Origin of the sequence: Pseudomonas sp. OTU5201 (genome assembly GCF_038440135.1) — a bacterium.
In the GTDB taxonomy this organism is placed as follows: domain Bacteria; phylum Pseudomonadota; class Gammaproteobacteria; order Pseudomonadales; family Pseudomonadaceae; genus Metapseudomonas; species Metapseudomonas resinovorans.
Window position 1 is genome coordinate 1 of sequence record NZ_JASATC010000093.1, and the last position, 1,012, is coordinate 1,012.

1 protein-coding gene is annotated in these 1,012 nt (G+C 64.6%); it reads right to left on the reverse strand.

Annotation, left to right across the window (positions count from 1 at the left end):
- On the reverse strand, positions 1–1,012 hold a 1,012-nt coding region (locus tag AAHM40_RS26990; RefSeq protein WP_342247436.1), incomplete at both ends, for an OprD family porin.

A 1,012-nucleotide genomic window follows, 5' to 3' on the forward strand; every position in this document is an offset into this window, starting at 1 on the left:
TGGAACGCACGCTTGCGTTGCGCCATTTGATGCCGAAGTTCTTCAGCGGGCCTTCCTGGAAGACGTAGGCGATGTCCATGTTGCGCTCCCACTCCTTGCCGTCTTCGCGACCGACGCCCAGGTCGATGTTGTCACCGGTCAGGTAGCGGGTCATGAAGGTCAGGCCGGGAATGCCGAGGCTGGCGAAGTTGTAGTCGTAGCGGGCCTGCCAGGATTTCTCGTCCTTGTTGGCGAAGTCGCCGATCTGCACGTAGTTGACCAGGAAGGGGTCGGTGCCGTTGATGTAGGCGAAGCCGGTGTCGCCACTCATGCTCTGGTAGCCAAGGCCGAAGGCATGGCCACCGAGGGCGTAGGTGAACATGGCGCCGAAGGCCTTGTTGTCGACGTTGCTGGAGCCTTCGTCGGTGGAGCGGGCGTAGCGCAGGTCGCTCTTCAGGGACTGCTTGTCACCCAGCGGCAGCAGGTGGACGGCGCTGACGAAGTGCTGCTTGTAGAACTCGTCGAGTTCGCCGTAGTGGTAGCCGGTGGTGAGGCTGTCGGTCCACTTGTAGTTGGCGCCGGCGAAGTTGAACTCATCGCTGGTGGTGCCTTTGCGGAAGGTGATGCCGCGGGCGGCGCCGCTGGTGATGGTCATGTCCTCGTAGTCGGAGGAGTCACGCTGGTTGACCTGCTTGAGCTGGCCGGCATCGAAGGTGAGGCCGTCGAGCTCCATGGCGTTCAGGTGGCCGCCCTGGAAGGTCTGCGGCAGCAGGCGCGAGTCGTTGTACTGGACGACCGGCAGCTTGGGCAGCAGGGTGCCGACCTTGAGCACGCTCTTGGAGGCGCGCAGTTTGGCGGTCAGGCCGAGCTCGCCGTATTCGTCCTGGGCGCGGCCGGTTTCACGGTCGCGCTTGAGCAGGCCGGTGCCGGCGCGGTCGGGGCTGGAGTCGAGCTTGACGCCGAGCAGGCCGATGGCATCGACGCCCACGCCGACGGTGCCCTCGGTGTAGCCGGATTCGTAGCGCAGGAGGAA